Annotated in this window: 10 protein-coding genes; 5 read left to right on the top strand and 5 right to left on the bottom strand. The window is 39.3% G+C overall.

Annotated features, from left to right (window positions below):
• Positions 1 to 462: 462 nt before the first annotated feature.
• Positions 463 to 918 carry an NUDIX domain-containing protein gene (locus JN080_RS26945; RefSeq protein WP_256239040.1) on the bottom strand — a complete coding sequence of 152 codons (456 nt, stop codon included), beginning with the start codon at positions 916 to 918 and terminating at the stop codon, positions 463 to 465.
• A 101-nt stretch (positions 919 to 1,019) separates the two neighbouring features.
• The gene (locus tag JN080_RS26940; RefSeq protein WP_256239039.1) at positions 1,020 to 1,220 is read right to left on the bottom strand and encodes a hypothetical protein; all 201 of its coding nucleotides are present in this window, start codon (positions 1,218 to 1,220) and stop codon (positions 1,020 to 1,022) included.
• 398 nt (positions 1,221 to 1,618) lie between these two features.
• On the opposite strand from JN080_RS26940, the gene JN080_RS26935 reads away from it, so the two are divergent.
• Together JN080_RS26935 and JN080_RS26930 are read left to right on the top strand one after the other, a co-directional pair.
• On the top strand, positions 1,619 to 2,515 hold the full coding sequence (locus JN080_RS26935) for a DMT family transporter (protein WP_256239038.1): 897 nt from the start codon (positions 1,619 to 1,621) through the stop codon (positions 2,513 to 2,515).
• A gap of 683 nt (positions 2,516 to 3,198) precedes the next feature.
• A complete protein-coding gene (locus tag JN080_RS26930) occupies positions 3,199 to 3,975 on the top strand; it encodes a hypothetical protein (RefSeq protein WP_256239037.1) in 777 nt (258 codons plus the stop codon).
• Between the two features lie 290 nt (positions 3,976 to 4,265).
• Here the strand turns inward: JN080_RS26930 and JN080_RS26925 are convergent, their stop codons facing one another.
• Positions 4,266 to 4,829, bottom strand: a complete 564-nt coding sequence (locus JN080_RS26925) for a DUF7713 domain-containing protein (protein WP_256239036.1) — start codon at positions 4,827 to 4,829, stop codon at positions 4,266 to 4,268.
• Positions 4,830 to 5,246: 417 nt separating this feature from the next.
• On the opposite strand from JN080_RS26925, the gene JN080_RS26920 reads away from it, so the two are divergent.
• Positions 5,247 to 6,698 carry a gluconate:H+ symporter gene (locus tag JN080_RS26920; RefSeq protein ID WP_256239035.1) on the top strand — a complete coding sequence of 484 codons (1,452 nt, stop codon included), beginning with the start codon at positions 5,247 to 5,249 and terminating at the stop codon, positions 6,696 to 6,698.
• Between the two features lie 286 nt (positions 6,699 to 6,984).
• Here JN080_RS26920 and JN080_RS26915 read toward each other — a convergent pair whose 3' ends face one another.
• On the bottom strand, positions 6,985 to 9,648 hold the full coding sequence (locus JN080_RS26915; protein WP_256239034.1) for an EAL domain-containing protein: 2,664 nt from the start codon (positions 9,646 to 9,648) through the stop codon (positions 6,985 to 6,987).
• A gap of 312 nt (positions 9,649 to 9,960) precedes the next feature.
• Positions 9,961 to 15,255 (bottom strand): OmpL47-type beta-barrel domain-containing protein, encoded by a 5,295-nt coding sequence (locus tag JN080_RS26910; RefSeq protein WP_256239033.1) that lies wholly within the window; start codon positions 15,253 to 15,255, stop codon positions 9,961 to 9,963.
• Between the two features lie 245 nt (positions 15,256 to 15,500).
• Between JN080_RS26910 and JN080_RS26905 the strand changes: the two genes are divergently transcribed.
• Complete coding sequence (locus JN080_RS26905) at positions 15,501 to 16,634, top strand: HupE/UreJ family protein (RefSeq protein WP_256239032.1); 1,134 nt, start codon at positions 15,501 to 15,503, stop codon at positions 16,632 to 16,634.
• A gap of 318 nt (positions 16,635 to 16,952) precedes the next feature.
• Positions 16,953 to 17,948, top strand: coding sequence for an N-acetylmuramoyl-L-alanine amidase family protein (locus tag JN080_RS26900; protein WP_256239031.1), 996 nt, complete (start codon positions 16,953 to 16,955; stop codon positions 17,946 to 17,948).
• Positions 17,949 to 18,170 lie beyond the last annotated feature (222 nt).

Genomic DNA, 18,170 nt, shown 5'->3' with positions numbered 1-18,170 from the left:
TCTTATTAAAGCAACTTTCATAGTATATGCCCAACTGAACATTTCGTCAACCTTTTTTTAAAGGATGAATGTTGTTCAGCGACAAGAACTATCTTACCATACCGATTCGTTAATGTCAACTTCTCCGAAATAATTTCGGATTAAAAAATCCGTTTACAAGAAACTGCTAACGAAACCAGCTCAATTAGCCTAACACCAATAGTGTAAACATACAAGTAGAAAGCTTTCCCAATTTCATGATTAGGAAAGCTCATCATCTTAGATTCCATAAGGTAAACCCGAATGAAAATTGTCTACTTTTAGGATCGCAACACACAGGCACCGGAACTATGTTTTTGATTAATCATTTGTTTTTACGCGCCTCTTCCACTAAGGGAAATTAACTCATTCTTCGCTAAAAAGGATCTTTCTTTTATTTAGGTATTGACTGAATGAATATAAGCACCCGTTAATAAGGAGGTTTTACTTTTTCAAGTTGCCCATTAATTCGACTAACTTATTTTTAATAAAAGGTTCAATTTCTTCAGGTAATTGATTTAATCTAAAAAATTTGGCTTCTATTTTTTTGTTGCGATTATCAGTAATTTCTCCTTCGTACTCGGTACATAAATAACCAATTGCAACAGGATGATATTCAGCGCCACTTTCCTCGACCCGATTTATTAATTCCTTGCCCGAATATACACCAAATAATTTCACCTTTATTATCTTAATGCCTATATCTTCTAAGACAATTCGTATAATACACTCTTCAACTGACTCATTTAGCTGTAAAGTTCCACCTGGAATAGTCCAAGTTCCTCCTACATTTCGAATCAGTAAAACTTCACCTTCATTATTAATGATTGCCACGCTTGGTCGAACAATTATTAGTGGAGAATTCCCAATCATTTCTCTTATATCTTCACAATAACCCATCAATACTTCCTCCCTATGATAACGTTCTTAAAGCAAATACTGCCTCTTAATTGGAAAATAAATAGTAAAGGAGTAACCTACTCCTTTTTAGATGGCATTTGTCAGCCACCTTCTATGCAAGTTGCGTTGGAGCTTCCTACTATTTTATTTAATTCAGTTAATAATACTTGAAGAATCTTGTCGTTTGCTAATACTTGTAATCTCTTTTCTGTAATTGGAATATTGTATTTTTGAAAAACCTCTAGTGTTTCTTCCCATACTTCGCTTATAGCCTTTGAAGTCATATTTGATTGGATTACCATAAAAACAACCTCCCTCTATGGATATTTCTCCAACCTTATTCAATTAACCTGCCATCTAACTGATTAAAGACGAAGAAAAATGGACTATTGAAGCAGTCCATCGTTGTTCGATTCTTGCTCCCTCTAATGGAATAAGATAGAGCTTCTATTGGCTGGTTATCTGAAGCTTTACTCCTCATTGAAGTAAAGCCAGATAGTTCAACAAGATTTTATTTAGTATAATTATTAATACGCTAATAGAAATAGAGGGATTATTATGCACATTTGGAAGTCATTTTCAACATCACCGCCACCACCGCTTACTCCAGCTGCCCCGTCAGCACTGAATAAACTTTTATTAAAAACAGAGTAAGGATCTGCGAAATATAAGCTGTTTCGCAGATTCGAAGGAGTAGACGATGAAATCTAAAATTCAATTCCTATTATCAATGATTATCTTTGGTACGATTGGCGTATTTGTAAGATACATTGATTTATCTTCGAGTGAAATAGCTTTATTACGTGGTTTAATTGGCAGTTTATTTTTACTAACAGTCATGTTCCTGATGAAGAAAAAAATTTCATGGGCACTGGTTAAAGGAAATGCTTTCGTTTTATTACTTTCGAGTATTGCATTGGGTGGAAATTGGATTTTCCTTTTCCAAGCATACAAGCATACGACCCTTTCAAATGCAGTGCTAAGTTATTATTTTGCACCTGTGTTTGTCCTGATTCTTTCGCCACTTGTACTTAAGGAAAAATTATCACTAAAGAAAATAGCCTGCATCGGCGCAGCCATGCTAGGTATGTTGTTCATTGTTGGTAATAGTGGTGTAAGTACATCTGGATTCGATCATTTACTTGGCATTGGCTATGGATTAATGGCTGCTGCATTATACGCTTTATTAATGCTATTAAATAAGTTTATCAAGAACATGGATGGTCTTGTAACTACATTCATTCAGCTCGGAACAGCGTCATTGCTTCTCATACCATATGTATCCTTTACTGAAGGATTCGGTATTTTGGAAGTATCCAGTTCTTCCATTCCATTTATATTCATCTTAGGGATTGTACACACAGGTATTGGATTCTTATTGTTCTTCTCAGGTATGCAGAAAATAAAAGGGCAGAGCATCGCTGCATTAAGTTATGCAGACCCAATCACATCATTAGTAATTTCTGCTGTTATTTTGCAAGAACAAATGACATTTGTTCAACTGCTTGGTGGTGCATTGCTTTTAGGCTCAACATTTGTTAGCGAAAATAAATCAATCAAATTCTCAAAACGATTAATGAAAACACCAGCTAAATAACGTAAAAAACAGTGGGAAGCAATGTTTCCTGCTGTTTTTTATTTTAAAGTGTTTTTTGAACTATGTTCTACAATAATGAGAAGTTAACTGTTTTCAATAACCGTCATCGCTTTATCAATACGGACAGGTCACCTTCAAAAACTTTTTCTTCTTTATTATTGAAGGTAGTCAACTAGTGTTCATGAAACATTTCTAACTACTTTTTGGTTAATAGCAAAGTTAATTTCTTCAGCCGAGCGGGGGTCTGACCTCATAGCCTGTGGCTTGCGCCCAGACTTTACTAGCAATTCATAGTATGCAGAAAAAAATACAGTTCTCACGGCCCCTGACTGGGACCTTTTTTTGTTCATTGGGTGTCATTTTAAGAATGAAGTTCTGACGGAAAACCCCTAAAAAAGGATGCAAGAACCGTCCCCATGAACACATGAACATGACCCCATGCCTTAAATTCACACCTTATTTGGCTAAAAGTTAAAAAATTGCCCCCAAAAGTGATTTTTGGCGGCCATTTTGAACAAAAAGTTCATTTTTTGACCCCAAAATTCACTTTTGTTGATTCGCTATGAATGATCTTTCTTAGTATGGTAGTACACGGGGACGGTTCTTGCGCCCTAAAATGGTACATAAGAACCGTCCCCGTGGACCCCCGTGGACAGAAGGTATTATTGAGAGAGTGGTGCTAGATGATGAATTTAGAGGCTGGCAAGATTGATGGATTTGAGGATTTTTCCCAATTTAAGCTGTTAAAGGAGTTTAACCGACATATGGAGATGTGGCTGCTCGAATATCGGGATGCGTTTTCGAAAGGCGAGATTGTTGCGTTAAAACGGCTGGTTCGTTTTTCTGCTAAAATCCCAGGAGTTTGTAATGCGAAGATTGGAACGATGCTGAAGGCCATTCATGAGGAGTATAACGGGAACGGCGTTTCTCGCTCGACCTTTAAACGGATGATTCTAAAGGCTAAAGAATTAGGAATAATGACCGTCTATGAAACAGGAAGAAAAAATGGTTCACAAACCGCAAACCTCTATGTTTTCAACCGTTTCCTAACAAATGAACCACCCAAAACGGAAGAAATGGCCCACCCTAAAGAAACTAGTAATCTTTCTGAAACTAAAAATCAAGAGATTAAAAAACGTAAAGAAGACCCGTTAAAACTGGATCACACGTTTACAAGTGATAGAGTGCCAAAGCCTTTTGTACAAGTAGTTAAATACTTTTTCCCAGATGCTGAAACGATTGAAGAATACTGGAAAATGACTAAAATAGCTGCTTACAGGAATGTCTGTGAAGAAAATGGAGAAAAAATATTGGAAGTCGGCATTCTAGCATTTAAACAATTCATTATTAAAATCAAATCAACTAATATCAAAAATCCGATTGCCTACTTTTACGGAATTCTAGACAGAAAATTTGATGATCTTTTTCATGAAGAGCTCTATCAAATGTACGTTGAATGATTCTTGTTGTCTCTTAGAATGTGCGATGTTAACGATGAAAGATCTGAACAAATTAATTGAAGAGTAACTTACACCAATCATTCCTATGAAAGGTAATGTCTCTTTATATTTTGCAACGATCAGAGTTGGAGGTGAAAAATCCCCCTATTAAAACAACCTTTTGATTTCTATCGATCAAGGTGATTTTCCGGTTCTTCTTTAAGGTTAGTTGCTGCTTGAGTGGAATTTACAGACCTATCCATCCTTGACAAAATTCGAGTAGTGGCGTGACAAGCACAGGGATTATTGCTTCACTCCACATCATCCGTAATATCATACATCTTTACCTTTATCTGAAATCCTTCATACGCCATAAGCATCTTTCCAACTTCCTCCCATGTAAATGGCTTTCCATCAATAATAACAAGTGGAGTTCCGTCAGAGGTTTCATCATACTCTATAAGACCTTTGATTTGGTCATTCAAAATTGTTTTGTATGCTTGTCCGTTAGGAAAAGCCTTTGTTTCAACTTGTTGCTCACCAATCCCTTTTCTTACTTTTTCAATTAATTTGCTTTGCAGTTCTGGCTGATTACAATTTAATTCACCATGTACAGCAAATTTGTAGCCAAATTCTATGTTTTCTGAAGCCTCCAAGAAAATCCCCATTGGGTGTAATCGTCTTTCCACATGAAAGGTACGACTAATACCTTGGTAATCCTTTAATGAAAAATTATCTACCAGCCGCACTAAATCTACCTCAAGTTCTTCTGACATGAGTGCATTGTAGCAATTAGTGCATAAATGCATGCTAGTCGCTTCTATTTTAAAATGAACTTTCGCTTCATTTGATTCACAATGCTCACACTTGTTCATATATTTACCTACATTTATTTTTCTTCTATTTTATCATACCTAAGGGCAAGCCCTATGCATCACATATTTATAAATTCCGGACGAAGAGGTGAATAGCTACTGGTACATTTCGGTGGCCGTAATCACTCTATTCAATTGTACTTCTTATGATCATTCACCCTTATCTATAAACCTATCAACATTCGATAAACTTCGAGGAGTGACAGTGCACCATTACTATTAATTATATTTTCAGTTAAGTGTTTTTTTTTAAGATATATTCAATTAGACTTTCCAACAACTTGTAATTATACTATATTAATAGAATTTTCTCATTTTATGGTAAAATAGGAAAATTAAAAATATTAGTAGTGCAAGGTGTATGTGCGCTAGCTCATAGGGGATTTAGGGTTATATAAAAAAAGGGGGAAAATGGACATGCCATTAGTAATGGTTGCAATTGGAGTTATTCTATTAATTGTTTTTATCACAGGCTTCAAATTAAACGCATTCGTTTCATTGATCATTGTGTCGTTTGTTGTTGCACTGGCATTAGGAATGCCGCTTGAAAAAATCGAAACATCAGTTGAAGCGGGATTAGGTGGTACACTGGGGCATATTGCGTTAATCTTAGGCTTCGGAGCGATGATTGGTCGTTTGATCTCCGATGCGGGTGGAGCCTATCGTATTTCGATGACATTAATTAATAAATTTGGACAAAGGAATGTTCAATGGGCAATCGCTTCCGCTTCCTTTATCGTAGGAATTGCTTTATTCGGGGATGTTGCCTTTATCTTATTGATTCCAATTATTTTTATGATTTCAAAGGAACTAAAAATTTCCATTACACAATTCGGTCTTACAATGGCAGGCGCTTTGGTTACCGCACATAGCATCTTGCCGCCGCATCCAGGAATCACTGCCGTTACGAAGGAGTATGGAGCAGACATCGCCATGGTATTAGTGTATGGAATCATGGTTGCGATCCCAACAATTGTGGTTGCGGGAGTTTGGTTCCCAAAAATCAACAAAAAGTGGATTCCAAGCGCTTTTGAAAAAACAGGCAATGCCCAAGCAATAGGAGATCAAAAGCCATGGAAACTAGAGGAGACACCTGGATTTGGCATCAGTGTCATAACAGCTGTATTTCCGATCCTATTGATGTTTGCTGCAGCCTTTTTAGATATTTTCCAAAAAAAACTGGGATTTGCCGATAATCTTTTAGTCGTCATCATTCGTTTTGTCGGAAACGCTCCAGTAGCTTTGTTAATTTCACTATTATTAGCTTTGTATACAATGGGAATTGCAAGAAAAAGGCCAATGAAGGACTTAACGGCCTCTGCCGGAGCATCGATCAACGCGGTTGGTTTGCTCATCTTAATCACTGGCGGCGGCGGTGCTTTCAAACAAGTTATTATCGATGGCGGAGTCGGAAATTATATTAACCATCTTTTTACTGGTGTCTCCATTTCTCCACTCCTGCTTGCGTGGGTGATTGCCGTAATTTTTCGTATTTGCTTAGGTTCAGGAACGGTTGCCGCTTTATCAACTGCAGGGTTAGTACTTCCAATGCTAGGCTCATATCCTGATGCCAACTTAGCCCTAGTTGCTCTTGCAACTGGTGCCGGAACAGCCTTTGCTTCACACGTAAACGATCCAGGCTTCTGGATGGTGAAAGAATTTTTCGGCCTAACATTGAAAGAAACATTTGCGACTTATACAATCCTTTCATCAGTAGCTTCAATTGTCGGAATTATTCTCATCCTACTAATGGACGCTTCCATCTTACTAGCCGGAGCAGTCATTGTAGCGATCCTTGTTGCTGCAGTTATTATTCATAAGCTTGAAGGAGCTAGAAACAAGAAGCAGTTAAAAAATATTAGTGCTTAATCGATAATGACCATTGCTGCAATTGGTGGGACCAATTTCTATTTCAATGTTCTATATTCTTCCAGGCATTTTGTTGATTATTGCTGGCTTGATAGGATTGTTTAGAAAAAATAAAACATCAAATACAGCAGTGTAGATAGTAATGAAAGCCCCTTTCTAAGAGGGGCTTTCATAATGGCAAATACATGCCACCTCTCTCTTACAGGACCATTAGAACAAGAGAACCGTCCCCATGATTGACCCATGATTGTGGACAAGAGAACCGTCCCCATGATTGCCACCTATACTAACAATCCTTAGGCCCCACTTGAGGATACTGTTTTTTACCGTTCTTATTTAAAAACGTTTCCATTTTATCAGCTGGTAGCGGCTTACTGATGAAATACCCCTGGCCAATTTTGCATTGGTATTTTTTTAAATAATTCATTTGTTCGATTGTTTCAATTCCTTCAGCAACGACCTCCAAATGTAACGATCTGGCTAAAGATAGAATGGCATTCGTCATGAGTGAAGGAGTAATCCGATTGAGCTGGCCAATATCCTTGATAAAAGATTTATCGATTTTTAGTGTATTGACAGGCAGTTCATGCAAATATTTTAAGGAACTATAGCCCGTACCGAAATCATCAATGGCTATGCTGACACCTAATTCTTTTAGCGCAAATAAGTTTTTAATTTTACTTTTTTCCGATAACATCGAAATACTTTCGGTAATTTCTAACTCTAGAAATCCCGGGTCGAGATGATGCTCCAGCAGGATCGTTTCAACTAATTCTACAATATTTGCTTGATTTAATTGGTGAACGGACAAATTGACAGCCATTTTCAGTTCAGCGTATCCCGCTTCATGCCAGCTTTTCGTTTGTTTGCAAGCCTCTCTAAGCACCCATTCTCCAATTTGATTAATTAGCCCGGTATCTTCCGCCAGCGGGATAAACTCCGCAGGAGTAATAATCCCCATTGCTGGATGCTCCCAACGAATTAAGGCTTCACACCCAATAATCTCTCCATTATTCAGTTCGGCTTTAGGCTGGTAACAGAGAAAGAATTCTTCATTTTCAATCGCCTTACGAAGCTCTAATTCTAATTGCATAATGCGCGATGACTTTTCTTTCATAAATTCCTGGAAAAAGGAAAAGTTATTTTTGCCGTTATCCTTGGACCAATACATAGCTAAATCTGCATTTTTCATTAATGTTTCAACATCATTTCCATTATCCGGATAAATGCTGATCCCAATACTGCACGTAATGACAATTTCTTTTTCCTCAATACTATAAGGATATTTAATATTACGAATGATTTGCTGACAAAGATCGGAAAGGAATGGACGTTCCGTTGTGTTTACTAAAATAGTGAACTCATCGCCACCCTGCCGGGAGATAAGCCCCTGCTCCGAAACGACCTCCTGAAGACGGTTGGAAACTTCTTGAAGTAATTGATCGCCAACGGCATGACCAAGTGTATCATTCACATACTTAAATCGATCTAAATCCAAAAACAGAACGGCCATGGGCTGTTCAGCAGCAATGGTCTTTTCCATCTCGTTTATAAAAATTCGGCGATTCGATAGATTGGTCAATCCATCCCGTGTTGCTAATATTTCCAGTTTCTTTTCAGCATTTTTTTGATTGGTAATATCGTTGCGAATGGTTAAATACTGATAGGCATTTCCATGATGATTGATAAATGGGATGATCATGGTGTTTACCCAGTAATAACTTCCATCTTTCGCCCGGTTTCTGACTTGACCTTCCCATGTGTTTCCACTTCTAATCGTTTCCCATAAATTTTTATAAAATTCTTTCGAATGATAACCCGAACTAATGAAACGATAGGTATTACCGATTATTTCTTCCTTACTGTATTTAGAAATCTCACAAAACTTATCATTTACATATTGAATTTTGCCACTCGTATCGGTGATTTCGACAATACTCGATTGATCCAGTGCTGTCCTAATGTTGTCTAACTCGATATGCATTAGTTCAAATTCATTTTCATAACGTTTATGTTTCGTAATATCGAAAAAAATACAAAGAGTGGTATTGTCGCCCATAATATGATAAGGAATCGACATTACTTCCACGTTAACCATTGTCCCATTTTTATGTAACCATTTTTCTTCCATTAATTCGGCTACTTTCTTATGTTCATAAACATTCTCAAGACGTGAATTCACGGCTGATTCGTAGTCCGGATGAATAAACGTATGGATTGATTTTCCGATCATATTATTTTCATGGGAAAAGCCGAGTGCCTTTAGGGCAAAATGATTGATAAAATGAACCTTTTTCCCTTTTACTATTAAAATTCCGATCGGGGAATTATGGACAAGTAAACGGTATTTTTCTTCACTTTTTGATAAACTGCTAAGCAGTAACCACATAACAAACAATACAGTGACAAAAATGACATTAAGAAGGATGAAAAAAGTTTTGTCTGTCGCTATTCCCTGCCAGCTATGATTATCCTTTTTTTCAATCGTTTCAACAACAAGATCCAGCTGCTGAACCAGTTGATCACTTTTTGTATTGATTTGTTGAATAGTTAAAGTCTGATTATCCTTTCCCGGTACAATTTGCATGATATCTTGTTTTAACGTCTTCCACTGTCTCTCCACATTTTTTAATTGCTTGTCCAGTTTCATATCTTTTAGCGAAGCTAGACTATAATCATAATTTCCATATATCAATCCATTTAATTTGTCCTCAAATTCGTGGCTGGTAGTAATTAGTTTTTTCCTTGCATCCACATCATCACTATAGGCCAATAAAAGGGCTATTTTGCTCATTTTCTGAGTAAGCATCCGCTCGCGCCCGGCAACATTAACAATGCTGCTTATATTCTTCTCCTTTTTTAATGAAGTAATATAAAGGATGTTAATGACATTACCTATCCAAAAAATGAGTAAGAAACAGATGACTAATTTATAGTAACGAGATTTCAACAAATAACCCCACCTATCATTTTCCGATCGAGTGACACGGGAGTGACATGGGGACGGTTCTTGTGTCCCGCTAAGGCAGCAAGAGAACCGTCCCCATGATTAAAAAACCAAGGTCTATTTTACTATTTTAAAATACACTGACAATTTCATAGTATGATAAAAGTCACTATATTTATATTATTTCAAAGCTTTTTATAGTGAATTTTCCAGGAAAGTGACACAGGGACGGTTCTTGTGTCCCGCTAAGGAAGCAAAAGAACCGTCCCCATGTACAAAAAGAGACAGGAGTACCATGCTCCTGTCTCTTCGTTTTTACTTTTCTGAGTTCCCTTTTGGAACGGTTACGGTTGTTGTGGCTCTAGTAACATTCCCTGCTTTGTCGGTTACTGCATAGGTAATGGTGTATACTCTGCCACTACCCTTCCCCGCGCGTTCTTCACGTAAAGCGAAAGTGTAATCTTCACTGCCAAAGTTTGCGTCTTGAATATCATCAGGCGCAAGCTCTTCGTTAGCTGTTATTGACTCCAGCACGATGGAATCAATACCTGACAAGCTGTCAGAAGCCTCCACATCTGCTTTAATGGTAATCATCTTATGATTTGGCGGAGACAATACTGGCTTGTCTACTGAAACCTTTACAACCGGTGCTGTTTTGTCGACCTTTAGGTTAATTTCTTTCTGAGTTTCCTGATTCCCCTCATGATCTGTGCTTCGATAATATACCGTTGAACTTGAAGTTACAGTAAATGGAGAGTCATAGTTATACCAATTCAATCCATCGAAGCTATATTCTGTTTTCTGAACACCAGATTGATCGTCATCTGCTGTTAACGTAATCGTTGCATCGTTTTTATACCAGCCATTTAGCCCATCCGGTTGATCAGGATTTACCTTTGCCGTGGTTACAGGTGCGCTGGTGTCTTTAGCCTTCACTAATTCTTTCGTATCACGGACACGGATACGACTGCCCTCAGCAAATCTACCTGCTAATCCCACCGCTTCTAATGTATCTCCTGTTTTTAAATCCGGTACAGGTCCTGTTTGGTTGGCAATATAGCCATCGGTAAATATAAGCACATCTCCTGATCCATCATTGATGACATAAGAGTTTGCATCATATTTGCTGACAACCTTGCCTGTAACTTTGACTAAAAGACCTTGATTTGCATCGGAAACCGCGTCTTTTGTCGTCACTGCCTTAGGATCTACAGGGGCTGTCTGGCCAATCTTTGTAACATCTTTTACAAAGCTGGTAAACACTAATTCTGTGTTACTTTCGTAAGTTTTAATATGTCCATAGACACGAACCTTATCGCCCAGCTTTAATGAACCATCTGGAACTTCCTGGAATGCCATAATCCCGCCAGTTGCATCTTGGAGATAGAAGGCATCATAGAATGTCCCGGCACCGGAGGTTACTGTACCATCAACGACCACATTGGTACCATCTGAAAGCTTCCTTATGTCACTGATCGTCGATACCTTCGTGCCACGGTCTGCCAGCCAGTTAATGGAATTTAAGGTAAACTCATCATTTCCAACTGGATTGAAGCTTTCATCGAGTTGTTTATCATTAGCAATATTCATTCCAGATACGATAATTTTCCCGCTGCCAATTACTTCAGACGCAATTGCCGGGATAACAGACCCGCCATGGTCATCACTTACATCATCGTACTTATAGCCGCCGCCCGTTAGACTATTTTGATAGGACATTTCATTTCCGTGTCCCAGGATGGTTACCGTACTGCTATTTTTCAATGGAGTATGTCCAACACCCTCTAATGAGGAGCCGCTGTAAAAGTTGACGGACGGAGTCGGCATTTGGCCCGTAATATAATTTGCCACCGGCACTGTATGAATTCGGACAGCAAACTTGGATGTTAATGGATTAGACCAGAAATTTCCATCCTTTGAATCATCATAGATTCCATCATTATTGAATTGAATCGTCGATCCCATCTCCGTTAATAAATCGTTATTGATCGTTACATCATTTTTAAAGTTACTCTTATCTGTTAAAAATAAAGAACCTCCATTCTTAACAAAGTTCGCCACAACTGTATTTTCATCTGCAGTTAAATCTGTTGCCGGATGAGTAATGACTAGCACTTTTACTCCGGCAAGTGTGTCTACAGTTAATGGATTTTTATTTTCAACTACGGTGTAGCCTTCTTTTTTCAATAAATTTGTAAATAAGGTAAAGTTGTTCTTGTATGTTCCAGGGTCAGTCGATGTGTTTTCATTGCCATGGGCCGCATCAAGCATGACGGTTAATCCTAATGGCTGTTTGACTGATACCTGCTTAGAAAACTGATTGTCACCCGGATCATCTCCCTGTGGTGCATCGACTACCGCAAGAATCGTATGGTCGCCCGCAGGTGGGTTTTTCCATGTGACTTGTACCTGCTTTACACTTTTCGCTGGGAGGGCATCAAGGGCTGCACTGCCAATTTTGTGGTCAGCGTCTGCCTTGTCATAATAGAAATTAACATTTAAGTTTGTCAGATCCTGAGTGCCTAAGTTTGACAAACCAGCTGTCAGATTTGCATCCGTTCCGGCAGTAATGGTTTCACCCGTCACATCAATTCCGCTTACCCGAACATCCACTGGTTTTTCTTTTGTCCAAATAGGAGCAGAGTAAATTTTTTCTCCGTCCATCTGCGTAATTCTGACGACAAACCATTGCTGGCCCCCTGTTACAGGGACAGTTGGATTCCAGGTGAAGTCTTTCGTCACTGGCTGAATCGACTGGACAACCTTTTCGCCATTTGTCAGTAATTCAACCTTTTGAATCCGATCATCACTTTTATAATTGGCCGGTAAATAGCTGTACTTTGGATCAGTATTTGCTTCTGCAACCGGGTCAGATCCTTTAATATCAAAGGAAAGAGTGCTGCCGTCAACCGTTGATCCCATATAAGCGCCGTTGGCAAGCACATCCAGCTTAAAGTTCGGATCTTCTTCCATGTACACACGCATATTTTTCATCGAATCAAGCAGCGAATCATTTGCTAAATCTTTTGAAACGATCACCGTACGCTTCATTGTCTGTCCCCACGTACCATCATGGTTATCTTCACCAAATGTCGGAGCAACGTGCCAGCCTAAATCAAGCGCACTAAAGTACTTTCCTTCCGCATTTGCGTATCCATAATTTCCTGAGCCATTTCCGACTTCAAGCATCGTAAACAGCTTGTCCACTTTTGCATCATAGGGCATAAAATTGTTAAACGCATTGGCAGACATATCTGGATGGTTAAATTGGGCAGCGATATTATCGTAGGTTAATACCCAAGCATAATAAGAATTTAAATCCTGATATTTTTTTCCATCAATGTTGCGATCGATAAAATTATCGGTTCCAAACACATTAGAGTGGCCCCATGTAGTGGATGTCATTTCAAATGCCGGGAACACGACAAACGATCCATTCTTCGTGTACTGTGCAGCAAGATCCTTTGTTGTTTGCCACTCCGTACCGCCCGTTCTTTCCGGCATCCCCTTATGATCCGTTGTATCCTGCCCCAGTTTTTCCGGGTCAATATCATGGGAATGGTCAGAGAAAGCAAACCAGTCATAACCATGTGCCTGGGCAGCCTTTAGTGCATCTTCAGGATTACCTGTTGCATCATGAGAAATATTGGTATGGTTATGCGTTGTCCCGCGGTAATGATTGCCGCCCGTGAACGGCGGAATCACTTCAAACGACCAAGTGTCCTCAGTTTTGTTGCCCTTTGTATCAAATGCCGTGACCACAACGGTATGGGTTCCAACAGCTAAATCAGCAGATAGCGGCAAACGTACTTTATCAGTGGTGATGGTTGCATCAGCAGTTCGTTCCAGACCATCAACGGTAATAGTAACTTTAGATGGATCGATACCGCTTGGATCGTTCAACATGGCGGATATTTCAGGCTGCTTTGCTTCCGTTTTCGCCTTGTTTGCCGGCTGCTCTCCATTGACCACCGGCCCGGTTGTATCCAGCTCTGTTGAAACAACATATGGCGTAGTCGCATCCCCAGCTGTTTTTGTTTCTGTCTGGTTTTTCGCTTCAATATAATAGAAAAAAGAAGTACCCGTTAAATCAGCACCAGGAATGACAGCTGTATAATTCGCTGCATCTGTCGTTGAAGCTGACATATCCACGGATTTAAAAGCTGCATCGGCAGGCTGCTTATAATAAACCTTTACTGAGGTTGCTCCTGTTGCGTTCGCAGTAATTTGCAAATCTGCGCCCTTAACCGCTTCCGTAAGTGGGGTATGCGTTAGTGTTAATGGAAAAATTTCACTAATATCAGTAGCGGCCCGCGGGAATAGCTGGTACCCTGAAGTATTAGGTAATGAACTATCATATTGTCCCAGTAAGCCTGTAAAAGAATAAGTATGATTTGCTTGGATAGAGCTCAGACCTATTCCGGTTTCAGCAATGACACGGACAGTGAATGTCTTACCCGCACTATCTGTAATCGTTACGTTTCCAGGTAATGCTGCAGGAACACTCGTAGCTTTTCCGATAACCGTTACAAGCTTCCCTTCTAAAGGCTCTGCTTTTGCAAAATCGTTTAGATCAGCAACAGTCGTTGTAACTGGTGCCGGAACGGTGCTTGTTCCGATTTTTTCAAAAACAATCGGCAGTGTCTTCGTTGCATCGGCAGGGTCTTTCGGATTTGTGAGTTCTGCTAATCCTTTGTAATTGGAAATCATCCCTGTTACACGTACGCGATCGCCCGGATTAACAAGAGAGGCATCACCATATACATTGATACCGCCGGTTGCGTCTTGAATATAGTAGGAGTTTGCTCCAACAGTATTGTTTGCTACGGTCACAGTTCCTTCAACAGTATAGGTTTGACCTTCATTAACCAGTGTCCCATCAGCGTTTGTTGCCTTGATATCACTGATCGTCGGTCCAAGCGAAGGCTCAATTGGTGTGGGAGAGTTTTGTGGGTTGGGGTCCGCTGCAACAAAATCATTCTTGTTGTCGTCCTGATCCCATCCGTTTCCTTTTCCAGCGCCGTCAGTCGTTGGATCCGTTCCATCATTTGCTTTTCTTTCGACACTCTTTGTGTTGGAAGGTGCTACAGTTGCACCAGTCCCTTCAAATTCACTTGCGGTTGACCCAAAGCCAACATAATGGATTACATTTGCATCTGTTTTTCCAGTGATGGTGTCTGAAGCTTTGGAAAGTGCTGCTTTCCCTGCTGTACCAGATAGATTTATCGTACCCGCCGCATCGGGAGAGGGCAGATCTGTTGTTCCCCCGCTGCCTTTTGCTTCCTGAACCAGATAATATCCATGAGCCTTTATGGTACCTGAAAGTGTCGTTTTATTCGTGCCAAAGGTACCTGCTGCAGAGGCGTACTGTACAGACCATCCAGTTACGTCAACATCTTGAGTAGTTGGATTATATAATTCTATAAAGTCATTCTTATAATTTGCTCCCGAGTTTCCTCCCCCGCCATATACTTCACTGATCACGACATGGTTTGCTGGCGTTAGCTCAGCAGCCTGTGCTTGGCCAATGAAGATGTTGGGAAGAAAAGTGTTTGTTAGCAGTAAAGAAGATAACGCAACACCCGTCCATTTTTTTGTTTTCCCCCTCATTTTTTTCCATATTCCCCCTTCTAAATTGGTTGTGAAATAATAGAAACATTAAAATAACCAAACAATTTGATTAAAATTTAATGAAAATGATCATTCACTTAAAGGAATATAACATTAAAACTCAAAACTGTTATTTTACTATATAAAACTTTACAATTTTTTCATATTCCTTTACTTTCCCTTTACATTAATCTATTAAACTAATATAAGTTGACATATTTTTTCTGTTTCAGGGGGTTACTTTTTTGCAATTATATTGGAAAAAACGTAGATATTTTCAAATGATCATATTGTTCCTTTTATTATTTATTCCCCACTCTACAGCCAGTGCCCACCCATTGAGTGCAGGATTCACCGATATCGATAGTAATGAGAAACAAACAAAACTTACTTATTCCATTGACGCTTTTTCGGTCATTGAAGGAATTGGCGGGGATTCCAATCAAGATGGCAAATTAAACGCCGCTGAATTAAAGGCGATTGAACATCGGTTTTCAGAATGGGTGGAAGATAGTGTTGTTCTGGAGAAAAATGGGCAGGAACAAAAGTCGAAAGCGACCGGACCTTTGCTGGAGAATAAAGGCGAAAATGAAGTGGTAACGCTCAAGTTTACCTATCCGGGCTTTAAACCAGGAGAAACGATTTCGCTTTTAGACGGAATGTTTATAAGCGGATCAACTTCCTCCACCTATACCAATTTCGTAACTGCTAAAAATCAAGGATCGGTCAGTGAATCTGTATTAAGAGGAAAAGATCGAATGTGGACGATGTTGATTACTGAGCAGCAGCAAGACCAAAGCCAGCAAGGTGCCCAGAATAATAGTGCTAAATCAGTTCCTTCGTGGTGGTCGTTTTTCACACTCGGGATGGAGCATATAGTAACAGGCTACGACCATCTGCTGTTTCTGCTTGCACTCTTAATCAGAAAGCAGAAGGTAAAACAATATATTTCGGTCATAACCGCTTTTACCTTAGCCCATACGATTACATTGACGTTAACCGTATTAGGCCTATTGAATATACCATCGTTTATCGTTGAACCGGCGATCGCCCTCAGTATTTGCTATGTTGCGTTGGAAAATATCTTTAGAAAAAAAATCTCCTGGCGCTGGGTGATCACGTTTCTATTTGGGCTGATTCACGGTATGGGATTTGCAGACCTTTTAAAAGAAATGAATATACCATGGACCCACTTAGCACTTTCTCTGATTAGCTTTAATATCGGAATCGAAGCCGTTCAGCTTGCAATCGTATTACTTATCATTCCGGTTCTTATCAGACTATTTCGCTTTGAAAAATATCCGATCTATGTAAAATATACATCCTCTGTCATTTTCATAGTAGGCGCTTTATGGTTTCTTCAACGAGTTATTTACTAGTGGTCCATCGGTTGTTCATAGAGGGGACATTCAGAGGTTTTGCGTGCAAAAAGGCACAACTAGCAGATCCTGCTGGTTGTGCCTTTTTGTTGTTTAAGCTTTCATCCAAAGGCCTTTTCAAGCAAGTCAGTTGAGATATAGGCAGGAGAAGATTGTAATCGTTAATTGATGGTGCTCCAGAATAGAATTGCCAACGGAATGGCTGCGATAGCCAAGCTGTTATTTTTATTTAGAGCCTATCTATTAAAAATAGATTATATGTTGATAGAAATCTGTCAATACTAGTTTTACAGTTTATAAAAGATGGAGGTTTCTAAAATGATTAAAACCCAAATAAAGAACGTACGTCTAATGAAAGTATTGCCCATCCTTAGTGTTATTCTATTACCCTTACTCATTATTCTTCCTCAAAAGGATCAAACTGCTTATGCAAATACGTCTACCTCTCAAGTCACTGTACTTGCATCCAATCATAATGGTTGGGAAGCTGCAGACATTTCTAGTAAGATTCTTGACCCAACTGAAAATAGAGAAGCAATCGTAGAAGCCATGGTTTTAAACATTCGAGAAAATCCAAGTTTATCTAGCCATATTGTCGGCAAATTAAAATCGGGAACAAAAATAACCGTCCATGAAGAACAGGGCGGATGGGCAAAAGTTGTGACTTCTTCTGGGATTGAGGGGTGGGTATACGACTATTACATCACCAAAGACGCACCTAGTGTTCCCCCAACATCAACAGAGCGAATGCAAAATAGTCATAAGCCCCTTAAAGGAAAAACCATTGTACTTGATCCAGGTCATGGAGGGATTGATGACGGGACAACAAGCATTGTTGGAACACCTGAAAAAACATTGACCTTAGCAACAGCTAAAGTGGTTGAACAAAAGCTTAAAAATGCAGGTGCCAATGTCATTATGACTCGGACCAACGATACGTATATTTCCTTACAACAACGTGCAGATCTCTCGAACCATAACTATGCGGATGCTTTTATAAGTTTTCATTACAATTGGACAAATGACCCATCAGCAAATGGATTGACTGATTTTTACTATCAAACTTCAAAAGATACCTCTTTAGCCGCGGCTATTTTAAATGAGGTCGTCAAAACAACGAGATTACATAACATTGGAACAAGATTCGATGACTTGGGTGTGTTACGAAACAATTTCCAACCAAGTACATTAATTGAACTTGGCTTCCTTTCAAATAAACAAGATGACGCGGTTGTTGAAAGCCCTGCTTACCGTAATAACGTAGCCCAAGGGGTTTACCTAGGATTACTCGACTATTATTCAATCAAAAAATAAGTTACTAAGAAAAACCGGGTGTGTGTCATGGGGTGTGTGTCATGGGGTGTGTGTCATGGGGACGGTTCTTGCGTCCCACGGGAGAAAGCAAAAGAACCGTCCCCATGAACATCCCGGAATTTCAAGTCCGTTGAGATAATCCAAAAATTTTAACGGAACAGCGAAAAACCTGAGAAAATTCACACAAAAACATCAAAAAAGACAACCCTAATCAGGTTGTCT

This window comes from Bacillus sp. EB600 (genome assembly GCF_024494385.1).
Lineage (GTDB): Bacteria > Bacillota > Bacilli > Bacillales > Cytobacillaceae > JAEVLT01.
The sequence above is the reverse complement of the archived record's forward strand: the minus strand, read 5'-3'. Positions and strand labels throughout refer to the sequence as shown.

What these genes read in the sequence shown, in the direction of transcription:
- JN080_RS26945 (WP_256239040.1), bottom strand. Translation starts at nt 918, where the DNA reads ATGGGTTATTGTGAAGATATAAGAGAAATGATTGGGAATTCTCCACTA.
- JN080_RS26940 (WP_256239039.1), bottom strand. Translation starts at nt 1,220, where the DNA reads ATGGTAATCCAATCAAATATGACTTCAAAGGCTATAAGCGAAGTATGG.
- JN080_RS26935 (WP_256239038.1), top strand. Translation starts at nt 1,619, where the DNA reads ATGAAATCTAAAATTCAATTCCTATTATCAATGATTATCTTTGGTACG.
- JN080_RS26930 (WP_256239037.1), top strand. Translation starts at nt 3,199, where the DNA reads ATGATGAATTTAGAGGCTGGCAAGATTGATGGATTTGAGGATTTTTCC.
- JN080_RS26925 (WP_256239036.1), bottom strand. Translation starts at nt 4,829, where the DNA reads ATGAACAAGTGTGAGCATTGTGAATCAAATGAAGCGAAAGTTCATTTT.
- JN080_RS26920 (WP_256239035.1), top strand. Translation starts at nt 5,247, where the DNA reads ATGCCATTAGTAATGGTTGCAATTGGAGTTATTCTATTAATTGTTTTT.
- JN080_RS26910 (WP_256239033.1), bottom strand. Translation starts at nt 15,255, where the DNA reads ATGAGGGGGAAAACAAAAAAATGGACGGGTGTTGCGTTATCTTCTTTA.
- JN080_RS26900 (WP_256239031.1), top strand. Translation starts at nt 16,953, where the DNA reads ATGATTAAAACCCAAATAAAGAACGTACGTCTAATGAAAGTATTGCCC.